Source organism: Sphingomonas sp. 37zxx (assembly GCF_000786205.1).
Taxonomy (GTDB): Bacteria; Pseudomonadota; Alphaproteobacteria; order Sphingomonadales; family Sphingomonadaceae; genus Sphingomonas.
Genome location: NZ_JROH01000006.1, coordinates 1 through 22,108, shown reverse-complemented (window position 1 = coordinate 22,108; position 22,108 = coordinate 1). Strand labels below are relative to the sequence as shown.

General features: G+C 65.3%; 18 protein-coding genes. 7 read left to right on the top strand and 11 right to left on the bottom strand.

Annotation, left to right across the window (positions count from 1 at the left end; genetic code table 11):
* Positions 1-42: 42 nt before the first annotated feature.
* On the top strand, positions 43-1,332 hold the full coding sequence (locus QU44_RS03925) for a homoserine dehydrogenase (protein WP_033920237.1): 1,290 nt from the start codon (positions 43-45) through the stop codon (positions 1,330-1,332).
* Positions 1,333-1,369: 37 nt separating this feature from the next.
* On the opposite strand, the gene QU44_RS03920 is transcribed toward QU44_RS03925, so the two are convergent.
* The gene (locus QU44_RS03920) at positions 1,370-1,726 is read right to left on the bottom strand and encodes a hypothetical protein (protein ID WP_052134309.1); all 357 of its coding nucleotides are present in this window, start codon (positions 1,724-1,726) and stop codon (positions 1,370-1,372) included.
* A 132-nt stretch (positions 1,727-1,858) separates the two neighbouring features.
* Between QU44_RS03920 and glpX the strand changes: the two genes are divergently transcribed.
* Positions 1,859-2,827, top strand: a complete 969-nt coding sequence (gene glpX / locus QU44_RS03915) for a class II fructose-bisphosphatase (protein WP_033920323.1) — start codon at positions 1,859-1,861, stop codon at positions 2,825-2,827.
* A gap of 48 nt (positions 2,828-2,875) precedes the next feature.
* Here the strand turns inward: glpX and QU44_RS03910 are convergent, their stop codons facing one another.
* The 6 genes from QU44_RS03910 to QU44_RS03885 form a co-directional block, all read right to left on the bottom strand.
* Positions 2,876-3,304, bottom strand: a complete 429-nt coding sequence (locus QU44_RS03910; protein ID WP_033920235.1) for a DUF3035 domain-containing protein — start codon at positions 3,302-3,304, stop codon at positions 2,876-2,878.
* Positions 3,297-3,839, bottom strand: coding sequence for a signal peptidase II (lspA, locus tag QU44_RS03905; RefSeq protein ID WP_033920233.1), 543 nt, complete (start codon positions 3,837-3,839; stop codon positions 3,297-3,299). The genes QU44_RS03910 and lspA overlap by 8 nt, the downstream gene beginning before the upstream one ends.
* Positions 3,832-6,864: an isoleucine--tRNA ligase gene (gene ileS / locus QU44_RS03900; RefSeq protein WP_033920231.1), complete on the bottom strand. Its 3,033-nt coding sequence runs from the start codon at positions 6,862-6,864 to the stop codon at positions 3,832-3,834. Before ileS ends, lspA begins: the two co-directional genes overlap by 8 nt.
* A gap of 178 nt (positions 6,865-7,042) precedes the next feature.
* A complete protein-coding gene (locus tag QU44_RS03895) occupies positions 7,043-7,972 on the bottom strand; it encodes a bifunctional riboflavin kinase/FAD synthetase (protein ID WP_033920229.1) in 930 nt (309 codons plus the stop codon).
* A 7-nt stretch (positions 7,973-7,979) separates the two neighbouring features.
* Positions 7,980-8,513: a dihydrofolate reductase gene (locus QU44_RS03890; RefSeq protein ID WP_052134308.1), complete on the bottom strand. Its 534-nt coding sequence runs from the start codon at positions 8,511-8,513 to the stop codon at positions 7,980-7,982.
* Between the two features lie 10 nt (positions 8,514-8,523).
* A complete protein-coding gene (locus tag QU44_RS03885; protein WP_033920228.1) occupies positions 8,524-9,318 on the bottom strand; it encodes a thymidylate synthase in 795 nt (264 codons plus the stop codon).
* Positions 9,319-9,423: 105 nt separating this feature from the next.
* Between QU44_RS03885 and QU44_RS03880 the strand changes: the two genes are divergently transcribed.
* Positions 9,424-9,810 carry a JAB domain-containing protein gene (locus QU44_RS03880; protein WP_033920226.1) on the top strand — a complete coding sequence of 129 codons (387 nt, stop codon included), beginning with the start codon at positions 9,424-9,426 and terminating at the stop codon, positions 9,808-9,810.
* 7 nt (positions 9,811-9,817) lie between these two features.
* Here QU44_RS03880 and QU44_RS03875 read toward each other — a convergent pair whose 3' ends face one another.
* The 4 genes from QU44_RS03875 to QU44_RS03860 all read right to left on the bottom strand — a co-directional run bounded on the left by QU44_RS03875 (position 9,818) and on the right by QU44_RS03860 (position 15,446).
* Positions 9,818-10,582, bottom strand: a complete 765-nt coding sequence (locus QU44_RS03875; RefSeq protein WP_033920224.1) for a class I SAM-dependent methyltransferase — start codon at positions 10,580-10,582, stop codon at positions 9,818-9,820.
* Between the two features lie 17 nt (positions 10,583-10,599).
* A complete protein-coding gene (gene prfB / locus QU44_RS03870; RefSeq protein ID WP_033920222.1) occupies positions 10,600-11,727 on the bottom strand; it encodes a peptide chain release factor 2 in 1,128 nt (375 codons plus the stop codon).
* A gap of 117 nt (positions 11,728-11,844) precedes the next feature.
* Positions 11,845-14,379, bottom strand: coding sequence for a penicillin-binding protein 1A (locus tag QU44_RS03865; RefSeq protein WP_033920220.1), 2,535 nt, complete (start codon positions 14,377-14,379; stop codon positions 11,845-11,847).
* Positions 14,380-14,471: 92 nt separating this feature from the next.
* Positions 14,472-15,446, bottom strand: coding sequence for an N-acetylmuramoyl-L-alanine amidase family protein (locus QU44_RS03860; protein WP_081987854.1), 975 nt, complete (start codon positions 15,444-15,446; stop codon positions 14,472-14,474).
* A 480-nt stretch (positions 15,447-15,926) separates the two neighbouring features.
* Between QU44_RS03860 and QU44_RS03855 the strand changes: the two genes are divergently transcribed.
* The 4 genes from QU44_RS03855 (at position 15,927) to QU44_RS17365 (ending at position 21,777) form a co-directional block, all read left to right on the top strand.
* On the top strand, positions 15,927-18,734 hold the full coding sequence (locus tag QU44_RS03855) for an Rne/Rng family ribonuclease (RefSeq protein WP_443018069.1): 2,808 nt from the start codon (positions 15,927-15,929) through the stop codon (positions 18,732-18,734).
* Between the two features lie 95 nt (positions 18,735-18,829).
* Positions 18,830-20,176, top strand: a complete 1,347-nt coding sequence (locus QU44_RS03850) for a M48 family metalloprotease (RefSeq protein ID WP_033920217.1) — start codon at positions 18,830-18,832, stop codon at positions 20,174-20,176.
* On the top strand, positions 20,173-20,913 hold the full coding sequence (locus QU44_RS03845) for a DsbA family protein (protein WP_052134307.1): 741 nt from the start codon (positions 20,173-20,175) through the stop codon (positions 20,911-20,913). Before QU44_RS03850 ends, QU44_RS03845 begins: the two co-directional genes overlap by 4 nt.
* A gap of 147 nt (positions 20,914-21,060) precedes the next feature.
* Positions 21,061-21,777: a hypothetical protein gene (locus QU44_RS17365; protein ID WP_052134306.1), complete on the top strand. Its 717-nt coding sequence runs from the start codon at positions 21,061-21,063 to the stop codon at positions 21,775-21,777.
* Positions 21,778-22,108 lie beyond the last annotated feature (331 nt).

Genomic DNA, 22,108 nt, shown 5'->3' with positions numbered 1-22,108 from the left:
CCCCCGGTTGGTCTAGCGCCCCGCTTCAAAGGGGATTTATCGATGACCGAACCGCTCCGCGTTGCGATCGCAGGCCTTGGTACCGTTGGCGGGGGCGTTATTCGCCTGATCGACGCCAATGGCGACCTGATCGCGCGGCGTGCCGGTCGCCGGATCGAAATCGTCGCGGTATCGGCGCGCGATCGGGTCAAGGATCGCGGCGTCGATATTTCGCGCTTCGAATGGGTCGATGATTCGACCGCGCTCGCCAATCATCCCACCGCCGATGTCGTGGTCGAACTGGTCGGCGGCAGCGACGGGCCGGCGCTGGCGCTGGCGCGCTCGACGCTCAAGGCAGGCAAGAGCTTCGTCACCGCGAACAAGGCGATGATCGCCTATCACGGCCTTGAGCTCGCGCACGCTGCCGAAGCGGCAGGGGTGGCGCTGAAGTTTGAAGCTGCGGTTGCGGGCGGCATCCCGGTCATCAAGGGCCTGCGCGAAGGGGCTGCGGCGAACGAAATCGCGCGCGTCTATGGCATCCTCAACGGCACCTGCAATTTCATCCTGTCACGGATGGAAGCCGAACAGCGCGACTTCGCCGAAGTGCTCGCCGAAGCACAGGCCAAGGGCTTCGCCGAAAGCGATCCCAGCTTCGACATCGACGGCGTCGACGCCGCGCACAAGCTGTCGATCCTTGCCAGCCTCGCCTTCGGCACGCAGCCGGCGTTCGAGGATGTCGCGGTATCGGGCATCCGCCACGTGATCGCCGCCGACATCGCTGAGGCGGCTTCGCTCGGCTATCGCGTGCGGCTGGTCGGCATTGCCGAATCGGACAGCCACGGGCTGTTCCAGCGGGTTCACCCGCACCTGGTGCCGCTCGATCACCCGCTGGCGCACGTCACCGGCGCGACCAACGCGGTGGTGGCCGAAGGCAATTTCGTCGGGCGACTGTTCTTTCAGGGCGCAGGCGCGGGCGACGGCCCCACCGCGAGTGCGGTGGTCGCCGACCTGATCGACATTGCGCGCGGCGAGTTCGGCCCGCCTTATGCGATGCCGGCGAAATCGCTGGCCGACCAGGGCGCAGCCGACACCGGCGAGCGGCGAGGGCGCGCCTATCTTCGCTTCACCGTGGCCGACAAGGTGGGCGTGCTCGCCGAGATTGCGGCGGCGATGCGCGATGCGGGGGTTTCGATCGAAAGCCTGATGCAGCGCGGCGCGATGGCCGATGGCAGCGTGCTGGTGGCGATCGTGACGCATGAAGGCCCCGAACGCTGCGTCGCGCAGGCGCTGGAGAAGCTACGCGGCTCGTCGAGCCTGATCGGCCAGCCGATGTGGATGCATATCTTGCAGTAACTATTCCCTCTCCCCTGCGGGGAGAGGGTTTTCCCGCTTAAGGTGCCGGCGGTCGGGGCTTCTCTACCCCGACGCCGCGCCCATTGCCCGCGGTCATCGACACCCCCGTCATGCCACAGCCGGTCATATTGTAGCGCATTTCCTGGCAGTTATTGGTCTGCGCGATCAGCCGTGACCGCTCGCCGGGGACATCGACGATGTTGGGATCGCCCTCGGTCGGGGTGATATAGGGCACGCGGAAACGATCGGCGTCGCGCGCGGTGCACACCACGATCTCGCGATCATCGGCAGTGGCGTGGCAGGGCACTTCGGCCTGGGTCAGCCGCGCATGGGTGGCCAGCAATTGCTGTGGATCGGCACTGGCCTGAAGCAGCGATAAGAGCAGAACCAACATGACCAGCGCCTCCGTTTCGAGAAAACAACAATAACATCATGCGCCGTCTGCGAAAACATTGCTTTCGGTTGCTCGCGCAATAGCCCTCGCCTATCGCCCCCGAAACGACCTCTTCCCGCAAAGGTGGCTTTCATGCAGGCGCGCAGCCAGGTTCTCGATCGAGTGCTCGTGCTCGAAATGGTCCGCGTGACCGAAGCGGCGGCGATCGCGGCATCGGCCCTGGTGGGGCGCGGCGATGAAAAGGCAGCCGATGCCGCCGCGGTCGAAGCGATGCGCGCCGCGCTCAACGAACTCTATATGGACGGCACGGTCGTCATCGGTGAGGGCGAGCGCGACGAGGCACCGATGCTGTTCATCGGCGAAAAAGTGGGATCGGCCCCCGGCAAAGGCCCGCGAATCGACATCGCGCTCGATCCGCTGGAGGGCACGACGATCACCGCCAAGGCAGGCCCTAACGCATTGGCGGTGCTGGCGATTGCCGAGGAAGGCTGTCTGCTGAACGCGCCCGATGTGTATATGGACAAGATCGCGGTCGGGCCGGGCTATCCGCCGGGGGTGATCGACCTCGAAAAATCACCCACCGAAAATGTCGCGGCGGTGGCGGCGGCCAAGGGGGTGAAGCCTTCGGACATCATCGCCTGTGTGCTCGATCGCCCGCGCCACGAAAAGCTGATCGCCGAATTGCGCGCTTGCGGCTGCGGCATCATGCTGATCGACGATGGCGATGTCGCCGGGGTGATCGCGACCACCGATCCCGACACGACGATCGACATTTATCTGGGCCAGGGCGGCGCACCCGAAGGCGTGCTGGCGGCAGCGGCGCTTCGCTGTGCCGGCGGGCAGTTTCAGGGGCGGCTGTTGTTTCGCAACGAAGATGAACGCTCGCGCGCGCGCAAATGGGGGATCACCGACCTCGACAAAATCTATGACCTGAGCGAGCTGGCGCGCGGTGATTGCATCTTTGCGGCTACCGGCGTGACCGATGGGTCGCTGCTGGAAGGCGTCAAGCGCCGGGGCAAGGTGATGACCACCGAAAGCGTGGTGATGCGCGCCAGTTCGGGCACGGTGCGCTGGGTGAAGGGCGAACACCGCATCGATTGATGCGGTGTCGCCTTCGCCCGATCACCTCCGCGCCGGGTAACCGACAGCTTATTGCTTCGGCGGAGTCGGCGTGCCGGTGACTGCGCGCGCGTCCTGACCGTCACCCTGGGGTGCAGCGACGATGTCGCGCGTCGTCGATCCTTTGTCGATGACGTTGGTCTGCGGATCGCCGGCTTCCGAGCGGACGCCGGGCGTCGCGGTGGTGCTGCCGGCTTCGCGCAGTGCGACGGTCTCGCTGGCGCTGCGTGCTGCCGCGCCGCCGAACAGCGCCTCGAGCCCCTGATTGGCCGCGCCGGTATCCTGCGGGCGCGGTGCGCCAGGCTGCGGCGGGACCAGCGAGAAATCGGGCGGGATTACCAGCGGTGCCTGGCGCGCGACCGCAAATTCGTCGGGACGGTTGCGATCGAGGCCGCTTTTGCCGCAACCGGCCAGCAACAGGGCAGTGCCCAGGGCACCGAAGACGAACAGATTACGCATTCATTTTCTCCACAGGTGCAGGCTTGTCCGCCCCGTTTGACGGATCGTTAGTCGAAGGTTTGTCGCGCACGAACAACGCGCGCAGCAGCAGGATCACCACCCCGATCGTGATCGCGGCATCGGCGATGTTGAACACCAGAAACGGCCGCCATTCGCCGAAATGCAGGTCGGCGAAGTCGACGACATAGCCAAAGCGGATGCGATCGAGGATGTTGCCCAGCGCACCGCCCAGCACCAGCGCCAGCGCCAGCCGATCGTTGCGGTTGGGTTCGCGCGTCATCCACACCCCCACCGCCACCGCGATGCCGCCGGTCAGCACCACCAACGCCCAGCGCATCATCGGGCTTTCGGCGGGCAACAGCCCAAGCGATACGCCGACATTGGGCACGAATCGCAGATCGAAGAACGGCAGCAGTTCGAGCAGCGCCCCCATGTGCGCGATGCCCAGCACATCGGTGACCAGCCATTTGGAAAGCTGATCGATCAGGAAGATCGCCGCCGCCACCACATAGCCGAAATTACGCCCGTCACGCATGCTGCACCACCTCGGCACAGCGGTTGCACAAGCCGCTTCCGCCTGCAACCTCGTCCACCACTTCGGGCAGGTGCCGCCAGCAGCGCCCGCACTTATGCTTTTCGGTGCGGGTGATCGCCAGCGACTCGCCGGGGTGCACTTGGCCTGAGATAAAGATCTCGGCCAGCGCATCGGGCGACAGCGGCAGATCGGGCAGCGTGACTTCGGCCTCGAGGCTCGACCGCACCGTCTTTTCGCGGCGCAGCGGCTCGATCGCTTCGGTCACCTGTTCGCGAAGCGCGCGCACGCCATCCCAATCGGTGCCAAGCTTCAGGTCGGCAGGGATTGCGGGCAGTTCAGGCCATTCGAGGAAATGCACCGATCCGTCGTCGCTGGGGAAGCGCGCCTGCCACACTTCCTCAGCGGTGAAGCACAGGATCGGCGCGGCATAGCGCACCATCGCGTGGAACAGCACGTCGAGCATCGTGCGGTACGACCGCCGCTTGATGCTGTCCGCCGCGTCGCAATACAGGCTGTCCTTGCGGATATCGAAGAAAAACGCCGACAGATCGTCATTGGCGAAATCGGACAGCGCGCGGGTGTAGCGGTTGAATTCAAACGCTTCGGCGGCGGCGCGCAGTTCGGCGTCGAGCTTGCCGAGCTTGCCCAGCACATAGCGTTCAAGCTCTGGCATGTCGGCGACCGCGACTCGCTCGCGCTCGTCAAAGCCTTCGAGCGCGCCGAGCAGATAGCGGAAGGTGTTGCGCAGCTTGCGATAGGTATCGCCGGTGCCCGACAGCACTTCCTTGCCGATGCGGACATCTTCGAAATAATCGGTTTGCGCCACCCATAGCCGCAGGATGTCGGCACCTGATTCACCGATCACCTTCAGCGGATCGACGACATTGCCCAGCGACTTCGACATTTTGCGGCCATTGCCGTCGAGCGCGAAGCCGTGCGTCAGCACCGCGTCATAGGGCGCCCGCCCGCGCGTGCCGCAGCTTTCGAGCAACGACGACTGGAACCAGCCGCGATGCTGATCCGATCCTTCGAGATACAGGTTGGCGCGGACGCCCTCGCCGTAGCGCGCCTCGACGGTGAACACATGCGTGCTGCCCGAATCGAACCACACGTCGAGAATGTCGGTGACGACGGCATAGTCGGCAAGGTCATGCTCTGCCCCAAGCAGCGCCTGGTGATCGGCGGCGAACCACGCATCGGCCCCGCCTTCACGGAAGGCGGCGAGGATGCGGTCGTTCACCGCTTCGTCGCGCAGATAATCGCCGGTCTTGCGGTTCAGATAGATCGGGATCGGCACCCCCCAGGCGCGCTGGCGGCTGATGACCCAATCGGGCCGCCCCTCGACCATCGCGCGGATCCGGTTCTGCGATCGTGCAGGCACCCAGCGGGTGCGCTCGATCGCATCGAGCGCGAGGGCGCGAAGGGTAGGGGCATTGTCCCCTCCTTCCCCCCTCCCGCTTGCGGGAGGGGTCGGGGGAGGGGATGAAGTCTCACCGAGCGCATCGCTCGCCGACACGCCCACCCCTAGCCCCTCCCGCAAGCGGGAGGGGGACAGGTTCGTCGCCCGGTCCATCGGGATGAACCATTGCGGCGTGCAGCGGAAGATCACCTTGGCCTTCGACCGCCAGCTATGCGGATAGCTGTGCGCGAAATCGTCCGACGCCGCGAGCAGCGCGCCCGCCGCGCGCAGGTCAGTGCAGATCGGGCCGGGTTCCTTGAAGTCGCCTCCGGCTCCGGCGGCAACGAACTTCTTGTTGATCACCGATCCCTGGCCGCCGAGCCACGCCCAGTCGGCGCGGTACATCCCGGCATCGTCGACCGCGAACACCGGCTCGAGGCCGTTGGCCTTGCACAGCGCGAAATCGTCCTCGCCATGATCGGGGGCCATGTGAACGAGCCCGGTGCCCGCATCGGCGGTGACGAAATCACCCGCCAGGAACCGGCGCGGCTTGGCGAAAAAGCCGCCGAGATGGTGCATCGGGTGGCGTGCGGTGGCACCGGCGAGCTCACGGCCATTCACTGTGCGAATAACTTTAACCGATGAGATTACTCGTTCCCCACGAGCTCGCTTCGCAAAAGATTCGGCAAGTTCAGCTGCGACAAGGATACGCTTTCCGGCGAATAGGGCAGTCGCTGAATCAAGGCGGGCCAGATCGCGGGCAAGCACTTCGGCTGCAGAAGCGTCGTAACCCATCATCTGTCTGGGATCGATAAAGGCGATTTCGACGATCGCGTACTCAATCTCCTCCCCATAGGCCAAAGCCTGGTTCACCGGGATCGTCCACGGCGTCGTCGTCCAGATCACCGCGTATGCGCCCTTCAACTCCGGCGCATTCGGTGCATCCAAAATCTCAAACGCGACGTCGATCTGGGTCGACACCACGTCCTCATATTCGACCTCGGCTTCGGCCAGCGCGGTCTTTTCGACCGGGGACCACATTACCGGCTTGGCCCCGCGATAGAGCTGGCCCGACATCGCGAATTTCAGCAATTCCCCGGCGATCACCGCTTCGGAGGCGAAGTTCATCGTCAGATACGGGTTGGCCCAATCGCCCATCACGCCCAGCCGCGCGAACTGCGCCGCCTGCACGCCCACCCATTTGGCGGCATAATCGCGGCATTCCTGGCGGAATTCGGTCGGCGGCACTTCGTCCTTCGACTTTTTCTTGGCGCGATAGGCTTCCTCGATCTTCCATTCGATCGGCAGGCCGTGACAGTCCCAGCCGGGCACATAGGGCGCGTCCTTGCCCATCAGGCTCTGGCTGCGAACGACGATGTCCTTGAGCACCTTGTTCATCGCATGGCCCATATGGATGTCGCCATTGGCATAGGGCGGGCCGTCGTGAAGGATGAAACGCTCGCGCCCGGCGCGCTGCTCGCGCAGCCGGTCGTACACGCCGATTTTTGCCCAGCGATCGAGGATCGCGGGTTCCTTGGCGGCAAGGCCGGCCTTCATCGGAAAGTCGGTCTTCGGCAGGAAGACGGTGTCGCGCCAGTCGCGCGGCGGAGGAGGAGTGTCGGTCATGAGTGGCCGGGGATTAGAGGAAGCGGGGCGCGTGGGAAAGGGGGCGTGCGTTGGCTGCCATTCCGCTTCTCCTCCCCTCCCTGGAAGGGAGGGGGCGGGGGTGGGTCGGCCCGTGATGCAGCGCTGCGCCGGCCAACCGGCCTACCCACCCCCAACCCCTCCCTTCCAGGGAGGGGAGTTAGGTTGCGAGTATCGCCCGCGCGCGGTCGCAATCGGCGGCCATCTGGACCTTGAGCGCTTCCAGCCCGTCAAACTTGCCCTCGGGCCGCAGGAACGCGATCAGCTCGACCGCGATCGTCTGGCCATAGAGATCGCCGTCGAAATCAAAGAAATAGGGTTCGAGCAGCTCGACTGGCGCGCCCTCGATCATCGGGCGTATCCCCAGATTCGCAGCACCATTCAGCACCCGCCCGTCGGCCAACCGCCCGCGCACGGCGTAAATGCCATAGCGCGGGCGCAGATACTGGCCCATCGCCACATTGGCGGTGGGATAGCCCAATTGCCGCCCAAGCTTCGCGCCATGTTCCACCACCCCTTCGATCGTGAAGGGGCGGGTCAGCAGCATGGCGGCGGCCTGTGGGTCGCCGGCGCGTAAATGCTCGCGGATGTTGCTCGACGATACCACCGCGCCTTCGTGCAGCACCGGCTGGACGGTGTCGGTGCCAAAGCCCAGTTCCGCCCCCAGCGCCGCCAGCACCGCGACATCGCCGTCGCGGCCCTTGCCAAAGGTGAAGTCGGCCCCGGTCACCACACCGCCGGCACCCACCCGGTCGACCAGCCGCTGCTGGGCAAAGCCGCGGGCCGACAGGCTGGCAAGATCGGCGTCGAAGCCGAACACCAGCATCGCATCGGCCCCCGCCTGGCCGAACAATCGCTCGCGCTGATCGAGCGTCGTCAGGCGGAAGGGCGGCAGTTCGGGGCGGAAATGGCGCACCGGGTGCGGATCGAAGGTGGCGACGATCGCCGGCCTGCCTTGCGCGCGCGCGCGTTCGATCGCCCGGCCCACCACTGCCTGGTGCCCGCGATGGAAACCGTCGAAATTGCCCAGCGCCACGATCGCGCCGCGCAAGGGGGCGGGAACCGTCGCACCGCCGTCTAACCGCTGCATGGCGCGGCTATAGGGGCGGGCGGGGCGGTTGCAAATCCTTCCCTTGCGGGTCGGCGCGGCGCGTGAGGGTGACGAAATCAAATGCCGGGCGCTCGCCATCGGCGCCATGCGCCTCGCGCGCGGTTTCGTGCCAGTCGGCAGCGGCAAAGGGCGCGACCACGGCGTCGCCCTGTGGCGTCAGATGGACCTCGGTCACCTCGATCCGGGTCGCATGCGGCAGCAGCAGTGCATAGATTTCGGCCCCGCCGATCACCGCCACTTCAGGCGCATCGCCCGCCAGCGCCAGCGCGTCCTCCACCGAATGCGCGACTTCGGCCCCCGGCGCGGCCCAGCCGGTGTCGCGAGTCAGCACGATATGCCGCCGGCCGGGAAGCAGGCTGGGGAAACTGTCAAAGGTCTTGCGCCCCATCAGCATCGGCTTGCCCATCGTCATCGCCTTGAAGCGTTTCAGATCGGCGGGCAGCCGCCAGGGCAGCGTGCCGTCCCGGCCGATCACGCCATTATCGGCGCGCGCGAGGTAAAAGACGATGTCGCGGCTCATATGTCGCGGCTCATATCGCCACCGGTGCCTTGATATGCGGCTGCGCGACATAGTCGTTCAGCACGAAATCCTCATATTCATAAGCATCGATCGACGGCGGCCGGCGCAGGATCGTCAGCGTCGGCAGTGGGCCGGGGGTGCGTGTCAGTTGCTCGCGCGCCTGGTCCAGGTGATTTTCGTACAAATGGCAATCGCCGCCGGTCCAGATGAACTCGCCGACCTCAAGGTCGCAGATTTGCGCGAGCATGTGCGTGAGCAGCGCATAGCTTGCGATATTAAACGGCACGCCGAGAAAGATGTCGGCTGAGCGTTGATAGAGTTGCAGCGACAAGCGGCCATTGGCGACATGGGTCTGGAACAGGCAGTGGCACGGAGCGAGCGCCATCGCGTGGAGCTCGCCGGGGTTCCAGGCGGTGACGATCTGCCGGCGCGATGCCGGATTGCCACGAATCGTCGCGATCAGTTCGGCGATTTGGTCGACATGGCCGCCATCGCCAGCCGCCCAATCGCGCCATTGCTTGCCATAGACCGGGCCGAGATCGCCGTTTTCGTCGGCCCATTCGTCCCAGATGCTCACCTTGCGATCACGCAGCCAGCCGACATTGGTGTCACCGCGCAGGAACCACAGCAATTCGACGATGATCGATCGCAGATGCAGTTTCTTGGTGGTGAGGACGGGAAAGCCCTGGGCCAGATCGAAGCGCATCTGATGGCCGAACACGCTGCGCGTGCCGACGCCGGTCCGGTCCATGGTGACGACACCATGATCGAGCGCGCGCCGCATTAAATCTAGATATTGCCGCATCGCGCCTGCCTAGCCGAGCGCGCGGGTGCCGCCAAGCGGGCGTAGTACGTCCGTTTCGGAGCCGTTTCGGTTTCGCGTCGGTGCTTCGAGGTGGGATGACAAGCAATGTCGACCTTTGCACCCCTGATCGACGATGTCACCGCTGCGCACAAGATGTTCGGTGCGATTGCCACTGCGACGAACGAAGTCGCGGTGTTTGCCTATCTCGATCGCGATCGGCGGTTGCTGGCGATGCGGCATGCGCCGTCGGGCGACGTCGGTTCGGTGCGGCTGCCGATCCGGCAGGTGGCTGCCGATGCGCTGGCGTTCGGAGCCTGGGCGCTGGTGATGGCGCATAATCACCCAAGCGGCGATCTGCGCCCCAGCGACGCCGATGTCGCCGCCACCCGCACGCTCGATCGGGCATTGGCCGCGCTCGACGTGCGGCTGCTCGATCACCTGGTCGTCACCCGCTGGGGAGTGACCAGCTTTCGGTTGATGGGATTGCTGTAGCGCGCGGCTAATCGGGCATGTCGTGCTTGGCCTGCGGGGCATTGGCCGGCTGCGGCGAATCATTCTCGACGCGGCAACCACGGATGGCATCGGGGGCAGGGCGCGGACGATCGGCGCGGAACACCGCCATGTACCCGCCCGCCGATCGCGTTTCCTCGATCCGCACCTGGCGATAGCCGACCGCTTCGAATTCGCATTTCAACAGCGCGGGCGGGGTGCCGTGATTCTGCGTCGCGCGATTGGCATCGACGACGACCACTTCGCCGCCCGCGCGAAGCGACGGATGCAGCCGCCAGAGAAACTCATAGGGCGATGCGATCTCGTGATACATATGCACCATCAGCACCCGATCGAAGCTATTGGCGGGCAATTTGGGATCTTGCGGTTCGCCAAGGCGGACGCTGACATTATCCAGGCCGTCGCGCGCCACCCGCTCCGCTAGGGCGTCGCGGACCCCGGGCACGATGTCCTGCGCCAGCACGCGGCCATCCTTGCCCACGCGCGATGCCAGGCGGATCGTATAATAACCCTCGCCCGCGCCGATGTCCGCCACGGTCATGCCGGGCTTGATGCCCGCCAGGTCCATGACGGTTTCGGCCTCGTCCACCCGGTCGCGCGCTTCCTCGGTCGACCAGCGATCGGAAACGATCGTCGCGACGGGACGGTCGGCGGTGGGGAAATCGCCTACTTTTTCCGATCGATCGGCCTGCGGCGCGCGCACCGGCGCTTCACAGCCCGACAGGCACAGCGCCGCCAGAGCGATCGTCAGCATGGCGGCACCATCCTTTCTCAATCGACGTCCTCCACGTCCACCGTCTCGCCGGTCACCCGCTGCGACAATGCCGCCGCCATGAACGGATCGAGCGCGCCGTCTAGCACGTCGGACGGGGCGGTCGATGTCACGCCGGTCCGCAAATCCTTCACCAGCTGATAGGGTTGCAGGACATAGGAACGAATCTGATGCCCCCAGCCGATTTCGGTCTTGGCATTATATTCGCCCATCGCGGCGGCTTCGCGCTTTTGCAGCTCGGCTTCGTACATCCGCGCCTTGAGCATCCCCATCGCGGTCGCCCGGTTCTTGTGCTGCGAACGGTCGTTCTGGCTGGCGACGATGATCCCCGACGGAATATGCGTGATCCGCACCGCCGAATCGGTGGTGTTGACGTGCTGCCCGCCCGCGCCCGACGCGCGATAGGTGTCGATCTTCAGGTCGCCCTCGTTGATCTCGATGTCGATCGAATCGTCGATCACCGGATACACCCACACCGACGAGAAGCTGGTGTGCCGCCGCGCGGCGCTGTCATACGGGCTGATCCGCACCAGCCGATGCACCCCGCTTTCGGTCTTGGCATAGCCATAGGCGTTCTCGCCCTTGAGCAGCAACGTCGCCGATTTGATGCCCGCCTGTTCGCCGCCATGATAATCGACCAGTTCGACCTTCATGCCGCGACGTTCGGCCCAGCGCATATACATACGCTGGAGCATTTCGGCCCAATCCTGGCTTTCGGTGCCGCCGGCGCCGGCATGCACTTCGAGATAGGCGTCGTTGCCATCGGCTTCGCCCGCCAGCAGCGCCTTGACCTTGTCGACCTCGGCGCGCTCCATCAGCGCCTTCAGCGCCTGCGTGCCTTCGTTCGCCATGTCTTCGTCGCCTTCGGCGTCGGCCATGTCGATCAGTTCGGCGGTGTCGGCCAGCTCGCCTTCGATCGCGCGCGTGGCGGCGATCGCGCTGTCGAGCCGCTGGCGCTCGCGCATCACTTCCTGCGCCGCGCGGGGGTTATCCCACAGGCTCTGGTCCTCGACGCGCGCGTTCAGCTCGTCGAGCCGGCGCAGCGCGCGGTCCCAATCGAGGAAGCGGCGCAGCAGTTCGAGTGCTGCGTTGATCTTGTCGGCGTATGCCTGCGCTTCGGCGCGCATGGTGATGCTCCAGTGTTACAACGACACGCCCCACAGGGGCGGGAATCCATATTCTCGATCATAGGAGCGTATGGATCCCCGCTGGTACGGGGATGGCGGAAAGATGTTGATCGCGGGCTAGTAGATTCCGCCCTCTCTTTGCAAGAAATCGCTGTCGCTGGGTCGATTTGCCCGACCAGCGGCTTTTTTCTTCACCTGCGCCGCCGCGGGATCATCGTCTTCGCCGCCGCGCCTTGTCCGGCGCGGCTCGCTCTCGGGCTTGAAGGCTTCCCAGATCACCGGGGCCAGCGGATCGGTGGTTGGCCAGGTGCCATAGACCGGGCGACCGCTGCGACGATCGATACGGACCATGCGAATCCCCGGCGGCGCGCGGAAGGGCAGGACTTCCATCCCCTCATACGCCTTGGTCGCGAACGCCTTGTAAATCGGGGCAGCGATCGTGCCACCCTGGGCATAGCCACCCAGATTGGCCGGCTGGTCATAACCCAGATACAGGCCGGCGATCATTTGCGGCGTGCCGCCGATGAACCACACATCGGTCGGCCCCGACGAGGTGCCGGTCTTGCCCATGATCGGCCGCTTCAGGTCGCGCAGCGTCGTGGCGGTGCCGCGTTCGATCACCCCCTCCATCACATGCGTCATCTGATAGGCGCTCATCGCGTCGACCGCCTGGCGCGCGCGCACAATGGGGCGCGGCATCGCCTTGCCATCCCAATCGGGCGCGTTGCAGCGTTCGCAGGCGCGCCAGTTTTCGGGCCAGATCACCTTGCCGTGACGGTCCTGCACGAAATCGATGACGCTTGGCGTCAGCGCGCGGCCATTATTCGCCAGGATCGAATAGGCGTTGACCATCTTGACCACCGTCGTCTCGCCCGCGCCCAGCGCGAACGACAGATAGGGCGGATATTTGCCGTCGCTGACGCCGATCCGCTGCATCAGCGTCACCACCTTGTCCATGCCGGTGCTGTTCGCCGCCTGCACCGTCATCAGGTTGCGCGACTGTTCCAGGCCCCAGCGCATCGTCCTGGGGCCGGCCCCGCGCGCATTGCCGAAATTGCGAAAGCATTTGTTGCCCAGCCGCGCGCCCTGATAGACGCAGAAAGGGCCATCGACGATGATCGACGCTGGCGTCATCCCGTTTTCCAGCGCTGCGGCATAGACGATCGGCTTGATCGTCGATCCGGGCTGGCGCATCGCCTGGGTCGCGCGGTTGAACGATTGGATGCTGCTGTCAAAGCCGCCCTGCATCGCCAGGATTCGCCCGGTACGCGGCTCTTCGACCACCATGCCGCCCGATACTTTGGGCACCGTGCGCAGGGCATAGCCCGATCCTTCGGGCGCGACCGCGATCACGTCACCCGCCTTGAGTGCGTCAAAGGCGGTGCCGCCCTTCGACCGAACCGGCATTTGCGCGGCGTCGCGCGAAAGCTGCGCGCTCTGGCCGTCGGCAAAGCCGATCCGGGCGGCGTCGCTGTCCTTCGACACCACGACGGCGGCGCGCCAGTCGAGATAATTCAGCCCGACATTGCTGCCCAGCAGCACTTGCTGCCAATTATCGCCGTCGATCTCAATCGTCGCGATCGGTCCCGACCAGCCGCGCCCGCGTTCAAAGCGGATCAGCCCCTGGCGCAGCGCATCGGCGGCAAATCCCTGCAACCGATTGTCGAGCGACGTGCGAACCCACAGGCCACCGGCATAAACGCTGTGCGGTCCGGCCTCGGCCTTTTCGCCGAAACGGTCGATCAATTGGCGGCGGACTTCCTCGACGAAATAGCCCGCTTCGGATTGCAGGATCGAATTACGTTGGCGCACCAGCCCCAGCGGCTGGTCCATCGCCTCGCGATACAGCCGCTGGGTGATGAAGCGGTTGCGGAGCATCTCGCCCAGGACATAGCCGCGCCGCTCCATCGCGCGATCGGCATTGGCGGCGCGGCCATAGGATTCGGGCGCCTTGGGCAAGGTCGCCAGAAACGCCATTTCGTGCAGCTGCAGGTCGACGACGTCCTTATCGAAATAGGCGCGCGCCGCCGCCTGCACGCCAAAGCTGCGGCGGCCCATCGGAATGCCGTTGAGATACAGTTCGAGGATCTCGGCCTTCGACAGCGCCTGTTCGATGCGATAGGCAAGGATCGCCTCCCGCACCTTGCGCGTCGGTGAATATTCGTTGCCGATCAGCAGGTTCTTGGCGACCTGCTGCGTGATGGTCGAGCCGCCGCGCGCGCGCTCGCCGGTCCCCATCTTCGAAACATAGTCGAAAATCGCGCCGGCAAAGCCCGGAATGTCGATGCCCGAATGTTCGAAAAACGTGCGATCCTCGGCGGCTAGGAAGGCCCGGACCAGCATCGGCGGATATTCGGTGAAGTCCAGCTCGACCCGTCGCTCGCGCTCATAGGTGTGGACCGGGGTGCCATCGATACCGCGCACATTGCTCGGCAGATCGGGTTCATAGGCACGCAGCGCGTCGACCGAAGGCAGATCGCGCGCGAAGATCGCCCAAAAGGCGATGACGCCAAGGCCGGCGAACAGCGCGAGCACCGCCAGGACGCGAAACCACCAACGACGGCGCGTGCGCGACAGCCCCTGACGGAACGCGGCCCAACGTCCACGCGGTTCGCGTTGCGGGGTGGTGCTGGTATCGGTGGTTTCCGCCATGGTCGGCGCGGTTTAGCCCAAGCACCGGGGGATGGAAATGGGGTGCCGGGCGGCAAGCCCGGTGCCAGCCCCGATGGCGGCGTGATGCGCGGTCAGCGCGTAGCCATCCGCCGGGCAAAGAAAATCTCGGTCGCGCGGGTGACGCTTTCGGCGATTTTCTCGCGGCCTTCGCGCGAGTTGATGAAGTCGGCATCGCGCTGGTTCGACAGATACCCGGTTTCGAACAGCACCGACGGCATGTCGGGGGCCTTGAGCACCATCAGCGACGCCATGCGATGAAAGCCCGGTTTTACCGGGATCAGCGCTTCGGCCTCGCGCCCCAAAAGCCGCGCGAAACTGGCCGATCGGTTCATCGTTTCGCGCTGCGCCAGGTCGATCAGCAGCGACGAGATGTCGGTGCTGGTATCGCCAAGGTCGATGCCGGCCAGAATATCGGCGCGGTTTTCGCGCGCCGCCAGCCGCGCCGCCTCTTTATCCGACGCGACTTCGGACAAGGTATAGGCGGTGGCCCCGGCCGCCAGCGGGTTGCCGGCGCTGTCGCAATGCACCGAAATGAACAGGCTCGCCCCCAGCCGCCGCGCAATGCCATAGCGTTCCTGCAGGATCAGGAACTTGTCGGTCTCGCGGGTCAGCGCCACGCGGACGCGGCCCGATTTGAGCAGGCGGTCCTTGATCGCCAGCACGGTCTTGAGCGTCAGGTCTTTTTCGCGAAGGCCCGTCTCGCTCGAAATCGCGCCCGGATCATGGCCGCCATGCCCGGCGTCGATCACCACCAGCGGTCGGGTGGCGTCGTCGCCATAGATGCGCGGCAGCGGCGGCGCCTTGCGCGCGGCGGGGACTCGCATCGACACTTTATTGGCGTCGGGGCGCTCGGGGCGGCGGGCAAAGTCAAAGGTCATTTGCCCCGCGCCCGCTTCCTGCGCGGCGCGGTCGCGCTTTACCCCGGCGGCGCGCACGTCGCCCGCCCAGGCGGGCATGCCGCCGAACCAGCCTAACAGAAGCGCAAAGAATAAACCCACGCAGCGATTATGCCGTGCCCGATATGCGGAGGTCCAGCGTAAAACCATAAGCGCAGCTTGTTCCCGATCCCTGGGTCAGCGGCGTAGGCCAATGCGCTTTGCCCCATGATGAAGCAGTTCGGTCAAGGCGGTGGTAAGCATGTTGTTGTCGCCGCTTGCCAAGTCGCTGCCAGTTGATGCGCAAGCGATGCAATGCTAGACCATATACCAACCGCAAGGATGTTTCACGTTTGTGACCGTCCAGACCGGTATCCTTGCCCGTCCCCGGTTGTTTTGAGGGGCGCGGCATATCCAGGTTGACGCTGCAAATGAGGCACTTTTCGCATCCGACGCATCCCCTCGCCGCGCACAGCGGCGGGTGCGTGACCGGCGCGAAGTATCCGGGCCATGTGCTCGGACGTGTCTGCGCAGCAGAGGCACTTCATCCAAACCGCGCGGCTTGGTCAGGGAAAGACCCTGAAGCCGCCTATCACGATCGCGCGCCACTGCCGGCCGCCAGGCCCGCGCGGCGCGCGCGGAGACACATCAATGACCACGCGTATGCTGATCGACGCACGCCACCGGGAGGAAACCCGCGTTGCCGTCGTCAAGGGAAACCGGATCGAGGAGTTTGATTTCGAGAGTGCCGAGCGCAAGCAGCTCAAGGGCAATATCTATCTCGCCAAGGTAACCCGTGTCGAACCGTCGCTACAGGCGGCTTTTGTCGATTACGGCGGCAATCGCCACGGATTTCTGGCGTTCAGCGAAATCCATCCCGATTATTATCAGATCCCCAAGGAAGACCGCGACGCGCTGTTGCGCGAAGAGGCCGAGCACGCCGCCGAAGAGGCTGCGTTGCGCGCCGACGATGATGACGATGATGATGGCGATCATGACGACGATCATGGCGATGTCGAAATGGTCGAGGCGCGATCGGATGATGACGACGATCATCATGACGATGAAGATGCCGAGGCGTCCGAAGGCGAAGGCGAAGGCGATGGCGATGGTCAGCCGCGCCGCCGCAAAAAGGGCGGTAGCGAGGATCCAGCGGTCGAGGCATTGCGCCAGCGCCGGCTGAACCTGCGCCGCCGCTACAAGATCCAGGACGTCATCCGCCGCCGTCAGGTGCTGCTGGTACAGGTCGTCAAGGAAGAACGCGGCAACAAGGGCGCTGCGCTGACGAGCTATTTGTCGCTCGCCGGGCGCTATTGTGTGCTGATGCCTAACACCGCGCATGGCGGCGGGATCAGCCGCAAGATCAGCAATGCCGGCGATCGCAAGCGGCTGAAGTCGATCATGGCCGATCTGCAATTGCCGTCGACGATGGGTTGCATCGTCCGCACCGCCGGGCTGCAGCGTACCAAGGTCGAGATCAAGCGCGACTTCGACTATCTCGCGCGGCTGTGGGACGGGATTCGCGAGGAGACGCTGAAGTCGTCGGCTCCTGCGCTCGTCTATGGCGACAGCGATCTGATGAAGCGCGCGATCCGCGACATCTATAACAAGGACATCGACGAGGTGATCGTCGAGGGGCCGGAGGGCTATCGCCAGGCCAGGGAGTTCATGAAGCTGCTGATGCCGTCGCATGCGCGGCGGGTGCAGCATTATTCGGACGCGGTGCCGCTGTTCCAACGCCATCAGGTCGAGGATCAGCTGGCGGCGATGTACCATCCGGTGGTGCAGCTCAAATCGGGCGGCTATCTGGTCATCAACCCGACCGAGGCGTTGGTGTCGATCGACATCAACTCCGGTCGCTCGACTCGCGAGCATAATATCGAGCAGACCGCGACCGCGACCAATTTGGAAGCAGCCGCCGAAATTGCGCGCCAGTTGCGGCTGCGCGACATGGCGGGTCTGGTCGTCATCGACTTTATCGACATGGATCACGGATCGAACGTCCGTAAGGTCGAAAAGGCGATGAAAGAGGCGCTGAAGAACGATCGTGCGCGAATCCAGGTCGGTCGCATCAGCTCGTTCGGGCTGATGGAAATGAGCCGCCAGCGGCTTCGCACCGGCGTGCTCGAAGCATCGACCCGCCAATGTCCGCATTGCGAGGGCACCGGCTTGGTGCGGACCGCATCGTCGGCTGGCCTGTCGGCGCTGCGGATGATCGAGGACGAAGCGGCACGCGGTCGCGGCAGCCAGTTGTTGCTGCGCGCGAGCCAGGAAGCGGCCTTTTATGTGCTCAACAAGAAGCGCGGCGACATTGCCGAGATCGAGGAACGCTATGGCGTGACCGTCGAGGTGACGTCGGACGGCGAGATCGAGGGCGCGCGCATGACGGTGGAGGCGGGCGGCCCGCCGCCGGCCTATGCTCCGCGCTTCGATCCGGTGGTCGAGGAGCCCGAAGACGATTTTGAGATCGAGGAAGAAGAAGACGAGATCGAGGAGGAGGTCGAGGCCGAAGTGGTCGAGCCGCGCCGTCCGCGCGAGCGCAAGGCCGCCGAAGGCGAGGCCGAGGGTGAAGGCGAGGGGGATGGCGCACGTCGTCGCCGCCGTCGCCGTCGCGGGCGGCGTGGCCGGGCCAGGGACGATCAGGGGGGTGTCGAAGGCGAGACTGTCACCGATGCCGAAACCGATGCCGATGGCGACGCCGATGCCGGCGAAGCCGATCAGGCCGATGCCGCCGTGTCGGAGGATGATCTGGACGAGGATCGCGCCGTTTACGGTCCGGCAGATGGCGATTCGCCACGCGCTGAACCCGAACCCGAAGACGGCGGCGAGCGGCGCGGTAAGCGGCGTCGGCGTGGCCGTCGCGGCGGTCGTCGCGATGCGGGTGAGACGACCGGCGGCGAGGCACAGGCTGTCGACGACGAGCCGCTGGTGATCGAAGCTGGCGACGCAGCGCCCTTCGCGATGCCGGTGGTCGAGCCCGAGGCCGACACGCCCGAGGCCGAAGCCGCCCCGACAAAGCCACGGCGTACCCGCCGCCGCAAGGCAAGCGCGCTCGACGTGCCGGTAGAGGCTGAAGCGGAAGAAGCGGTGGCCGAACCGGTCGTCGAGGCCGAGCCGGTGGTGGAAGCACCTGCCGACGAGGTTGCGCCCAAGCCGCGCCGCGCACGCCGCAAAAAGGCCGATGCGGCAGCGGTGGAGGCCGAGCCGGCACCCGTCGTCGCCGAGCCGGTAGCCGAAAAGCCAAAGCGCACTCGCCGCAAAAAGGCGGTCGAAGACGCACCGGCAGCGGTGGACGCCCCGGTCGAGGCCGAAGCAGCGTCGCGGGTTGCCGCTGTGGCCGATGACGCCCCGGCTGCTCCTGCCAGCGCCGGCAGTGACGCCGATGACGCCGATGGCGACGAAGAAGGCGGCAGCGGCTCGCCGCGTCGCGGCTGGTGGCAGCGCACCTTCGGGGCCTGAGGCAGGAACGGGGGGCCGCGCGCACTATGGCGTGTGGCTCCCCTTTCGCCGCATGGCCGTTGATCCGCGCGGCGAAAGCACCGATATATCGACCCATGAAGCGCCTGTTCCCCGTTATCGCGCTTGCCTCTCTGCTGGCCGCGCAGTCCGCTGCGGCGCAATCGATCCTTCGCGACGCCGAGACGGAGGCGCTGCTGAACGACATGTCGCGCCCGATCATCGAGGCCGCCGACCTGAACCCGCGCAACGTGCGGATGGTGTTGATCAACGATGGTTCGATCAATGCCTTCGTCGCGGGCGGGCAGGCGGTGTATATCCATTCGGGCCTGATCAACGCGGCCGACAACGCCAATGAAGTGCAGGGCGTCATCGCGCACGAGCTTGGCCATGTCACCGGCGGGCATGTGCCGTTGCAGGGCCAGATGATGCAGGAGGCGATGGGGATGACGATCCTCAGCCTGGTGCTGGGCGTCGCTGCGATCGCGGCGGGCGCTGGCGAAGCGGGTGCCGGCATTCTGGCGGCGGGGCAACAGGCGGCGATGGGCAGCTTCCTGGCCTTTTCACGAGGGCAGGAATCTGCGGCGGATGCTGCCGGTGCGCGCTATCTGAATACCGCCAAGATCAGCGGGCGCGGGATGCTCGATTTCTTCAAGAAGCTCCAGAATCAAGAGTTCCGCCTCGCGATCCCGCAGAATAACGGCTATCAGCGCACCCATCCGCTGTCGGGCCAGCGCATCGCCAACCTGACCGGCGACTTGTCGGCAGCGCCCGCGTTCAACGCGCCGATCGACGCCGATCTACAGGCGCGGTTCAAGCGGGTGCAGGCCAAGCTTCGCGGCTATGTCAACGATGCGCCGGCGACGCTGCGCGCCTATCCGGTCACCGACAATTCGATCCCCGCGCACTATGCCCGCGCCTATGCCTATCACCGCACCGGCTATCCGGCCAAGGCGGCGGCGGAGGCGGCGGCGCTGGTGCAGTTCGCGCCGACCGACCCCTATTTCCTGGAACTACAGGGCCAGATCCTGCTCGAATCGGGCAAGCCCGCCGAGGCGCTGGCCCCGCTGCGCGAGGCGACGACGCGGACTCGTTTCCAGCCGCTGATCGCCACCACCTTCGGCCACGCGCTGATCGCGACCGAAGACCCGCAGCATCTGACCGAGGCCGAACAGGTGCTGCGCCAGGCGGTGGCGCGCGACGATCGCAACCCGTTTGCCTGGTATCAATTGGGCGTGGTGTATGAGCGCAAGGGCGACGGCCCGCGCACCGCGCTTGCCGCTGCCGAACAGGCGAGCCTGTCGAATGATCCGATGCGCGCGCTGATCAGCGCGCGCGCGGCGATGGCGGGGTTGCCGCCCGATACCCCCGACTATATCCGCGCCCAGGATATTCAGATGACCGCCGAATTCGCGGTGCAAAACCAAAAGGGCCGCCGTCGATGATCGAACGTTTGTTGCGAAGCCCGGTGTTGCTGGCGGTCGCCTTCATCTTTGCCGGGCTGGTCGGCGCTGCGGTCTATGCATCGGTTCGGCCCGCTGCCGGCGGTGCCGATCGCACCGGGGTCGAGGCGACGGTGCGCGATTATATTCTGGCGAACCCCGAAATCATCCCGCAGGCGATGGACCGGCTGCGCGACCGCGAGACCGGCAAGGTAGTCCAGGCCAACCGCGCCGGCATCGTCGATCCGTTCGGTAATGCGTGGAAGGGGGCCAGGAACCCCGACGTCACCGTGGTCGCCTATATGGACTATGCCTGTGGCTATTGCCGCGCCAGCCTGCCCGCACTCGACCGGCTGATCGCCGCCGATCCCAAGGTGCGCGTGGTGTTCCGCGAACTGCCGATCCTGAGCGCGCAAAGCCGAACCGCCTCCGAATGGAGCCTGGCCGCCGCCAAGCAGGGCAAGTTCGCCGCCTATCACGACGCGCTGTTCGCCGCCGGCCGCCTGACCCCGCAATCGATCGACGCCGCGATTGCTCGCGCCGGACTCGACCGCGCGGCGGGCCAGGCCTTCGCGCGATCGAAGGGCGCGACCGATGAATTGTCGAAGAACCTGTCACTCGCGGGACAATTGGGCATGACCGGCACCCCCGCCTGGGTCATCGGCAACCGCGTGCTGGCCGGCGCGATCCCGCTCGAACAGATGCAGGCGGCGGTGGCAGCGGCAAGGGCGGCGAAGTAGGGGGCTGTTTCGCCCACTGGTGGACGTTCAGGGCCTTCAATCTGTCGGCCTCTTAAACGCGCCACCTTACTTTATTGTGTCGCCGAGGGCCGCGCTTGTTGCAGTGGAGCGTATTTTCCCCATCAGGGAAGCTTGAGGATAACGAGCATGGCGACAAGAGCTTCTCGATGGCTCATCTGGCTTCATCGGCTAGGCTATCTGACGACCGCCATTATCGTAATCGAACTTGTCATCGTCGGCTCTATCCTCGGGCGGGAGTGGCTCCAAAGCCGCGAGCTGGATGCCAAGCTGATCGACAATAGCCGCACGCAGGCGACTCCAGTTCGTGAGGATGGCGATCCGTATGTGCGCGGTTCCGCCGTCAAATTGTTTGCAAAGCTGCCGCCGTTGCGAGATCTCCACGGCGACGGCCTGCGCTTTGTCGCCATGCCGTCGTTCGGCACGAGTGACTATGCCCTCGCAGTCTCGCTACCCTCGGCAGCGCCATACGCCAGCGGCACGCTGATCGTGATCGACAAGACAAACAATAGCGGGACCGTTTCCACTCGTAAGTTTCGTGTTCCGTCCGCCGCATACCAACGACTGGTGGCTGAGCTCGACCGCCTTACTGATGGTTGGCCGGGGGATGACGATCAATGTCTGGACGGTACCCCAGCCGCCTTCGAGCGGGTGCGTGGCGCGCGTGTCACCTCTGTTATCGGGAACTGTAGCCCACACTATAATCGCGTGAAGCTGCTGGTGCTGAACGCGATCCGGCGTTTCGCTCCCGGACCTGATCTGCCTACCGAAGACGACTGGCACCGATTTGAGCCAGAGCAACGGGCGAAGCGTTCAGCCTTGACTGTGCCCCCACCCGGGCGCTGAAAGCCTGCTTTCCTCCAATTCCAACCATTACCGCGACCAACGGGCACGATCCCGACGACGCTCACCAAAGCTCGCTGTCCTACAAGTCCCCGTTTTGATACGCATGCCACATGAACACCCCTCGCTCATTCTCCACCGCGGCGCATTTCGTTTCGCGGAAAAGGGGAATCCAGGGGGTACGTAGTGTAGCTTTTGTAGCTTTCCGGACGCCAGGAACCACCAACACCGGGCATCGGTCACCCTCCCGCCAAACGCCGTTTCCGCCACCGCCATCCGCTGCCCCGCCTTGCCCAACCCCGCCGCGCGCCCTAGTGGATTGATTTTGACATTT

Bases quoted from the DNA above. Each gene is read 5' to 3' on its own strand.
- glpX (WP_033920323.1), top strand. From the start codon at position 1,859: ATGCAGGCGCGCAGCCAGGTTCTCGATCGAGTGCTCGTGCTCGAAATG.
- QU44_RS03895 (WP_033920229.1), bottom strand. From the start codon at position 7,972: ATGCAGCGGTTAGACGGCGGTGCGACGGTTCCCGCCCCCTTGCGCGGC.
- QU44_RS03860 (WP_081987854.1), bottom strand. From the start codon at position 15,446: ATGGTTTTACGCTGGACCTCCGCATATCGGGCACGGCATAATCGCTGC.
- QU44_RS03855 (WP_443018069.1), top strand. From the start codon at position 15,927: ATGACCACGCGTATGCTGATCGACGCACGCCACCGGGAGGAAACCCGC.
- QU44_RS03920 (WP_052134309.1), bottom strand. From the start codon at position 1,726: ATGTTGGTTCTGCTCTTATCGCTGCTTCAGGCCAGTGCCGATCCACAG.
- QU44_RS03885 (WP_033920228.1), bottom strand. From the start codon at position 9,318: ATGCGGCAATATCTAGATTTAATGCGGCGCGCGCTCGATCATGGTGTC.
- QU44_RS03890 (WP_052134308.1), bottom strand. From the start codon at position 8,513: ATGAGCCGCGACATCGTCTTTTACCTCGCGCGCGCCGATAATGGCGTG.
- QU44_RS17365 (WP_052134306.1), top strand. From the start codon at position 21,061: ATGGCGACAAGAGCTTCTCGATGGCTCATCTGGCTTCATCGGCTAGGC.
- QU44_RS03850 (WP_033920217.1), top strand. From the start codon at position 18,830: ATGAAGCGCCTGTTCCCCGTTATCGCGCTTGCCTCTCTGCTGGCCGCG.
- QU44_RS03875 (WP_033920224.1), bottom strand. From the start codon at position 10,582: ATGCTGACGATCGCTCTGGCGGCGCTGTGCCTGTCGGGCTGTGAAGCG.
- QU44_RS03925 (WP_033920237.1), top strand. From the start codon at position 43: ATGACCGAACCGCTCCGCGTTGCGATCGCAGGCCTTGGTACCGTTGGC.
- ileS (WP_033920231.1), bottom strand. From the start codon at position 6,864: ATGACCGACACTCCTCCTCCGCCGCGCGACTGGCGCGACACCGTCTTC.
- QU44_RS03880 (WP_033920226.1), top strand. From the start codon at position 9,424: ATGTCGACCTTTGCACCCCTGATCGACGATGTCACCGCTGCGCACAAG.
- lspA (WP_033920233.1), bottom strand. From the start codon at position 3,839: ATGCGTGACGGGCGTAATTTCGGCTATGTGGTGGCGGCGGCGATCTTC.
- QU44_RS03865 (WP_033920220.1), bottom strand. From the start codon at position 14,379: ATGGCGGAAACCACCGATACCAGCACCACCCCGCAACGCGAACCGCGT.
- prfB (WP_033920222.1), bottom strand. From the start codon at position 11,727: ATGCGCGCCGAAGCGCAGGCATACGCCGACAAGATCAACGCAGCACTC.
- QU44_RS03910 (WP_033920235.1), bottom strand. From the start codon at position 3,304: ATGCGTAATCTGTTCGTCTTCGGTGCCCTGGGCACTGCCCTGTTGCTG.
- QU44_RS03845 (WP_052134307.1), top strand. From the start codon at position 20,173: ATGATCGAACGTTTGTTGCGAAGCCCGGTGTTGCTGGCGGTCGCCTTC.